Source organism: Paenibacillus sp. oral taxon 786 str. D14 (assembly GCF_000159955.1).
Taxonomy (GTDB): Bacteria; Bacillota; Bacilli; order Paenibacillales; family Paenibacillaceae; genus Fontibacillus; species Fontibacillus phoenicis.
The window spans coordinates 56,704-57,737 of the sequence record NZ_GG695989.1; the positions used below are offsets into that span (position 1 = coordinate 56,704).

Annotated in this window: 2 protein-coding genes; both read left to right on the forward strand. The window is 45.0% G+C overall.

Going from position 1 to position 1,034, the window contains the following annotated elements; genetic code table 11:
• Nucleotides 1-295 (forward strand): hypothetical protein (locus tag POTG_RS24985; protein WP_232282349.1); only part of this gene is annotated, 295 nt, incomplete at its 5' end.
• Nucleotides 296-482: 187 nt separating this feature from the next.
• Entirely contained in the window at nucleotides 483-965 is a 483-nt protein-coding gene (locus tag POTG_RS18675) for a hypothetical protein (protein WP_232282350.1), read from the forward strand.
• Nucleotides 966-1,034: the final 69 nt, after the last annotated feature.

Here is a 1,034-nt window from a genome sequence, read left to right on the forward strand (position 1 = left end):
ACTAATCTGTGCGTTCCCATCCAGTAAGCAAAATGGCGTGTATCTCGTGAAAGTGGAGCCTCATTACAACGATTTGATTATTACGCATGACTGCCCTGCATGTCATTTCGGACACAAGCAATGCAAGCATGTTCAAATGGCTGCGGAAGTTTACGAGCGTTGGCAGTGGTGGGAACCTAAAAAGCAGATTCACACGGTTACGCGCAAAATTGTTCTTTCGTCGGAGTGGGAGCAGATACAACTTCCTCCCAGCCAAGAAGAACAATTAAGGGCAGTGATCGACCATGCTTCCTGACATTCTGGACGTTGCAGACCAGAACGGACTCATTATTAAGCCTTCCTCACAATCGAGGGAGGAAGTTCTCTGTAAATGTCCATTTTGCCATGAGGATTCTAAACCGGGAAAAAAGCGAAGATACTACCTTTCTCTTAACACCAAAGACCAGGTGTTCAAATGCTGGTTTTGTGGGGAGAGTGGGGGAGTGCTTCGCTTTATTTCTCTTTTGGAGGGAGTTCCGGAAGAACAGGTGCGGCAGAGATATCGTAAGCGGAAAATTGTGCATCCAGCTGAACGACTCAGCCGAAATCAACGAAAGTTATTGAGGCAACACACAGGAGGTAAAGAGCCTAATTGGAAGCTGATGAGAGAAAGAGATTTTGCCTATTACATGCGTTCTATGGATCTTCTTTGGGAGCAGTGGAATGAGTTTCTGGAAACAGAACGGCAAGGTGCTTATCTCTGGCTGATCATCGGGATAAAGAACTTTAAATATCAAAAGTACATTGAGCGTATCCGACAACGCGAGAAAGAAATTGAAGCTCCCTTATTGGACGATGTGCTCCAAATTTATTCTTGTTCAGTACGTCCTAAGTGGACGGAAGACGCGGAAAGATTTGTTTGCAATTTTAAATCTGTAAGTCCTGAACCTGAAAGGGCAGGCGTGAAGACGGAGGATAAAAAATGAGCTTGAACCAAGCAGTATTAATTGGAAGACTGACAAAGGACCCTGAGCTACGTTATACACCTTCTGGGG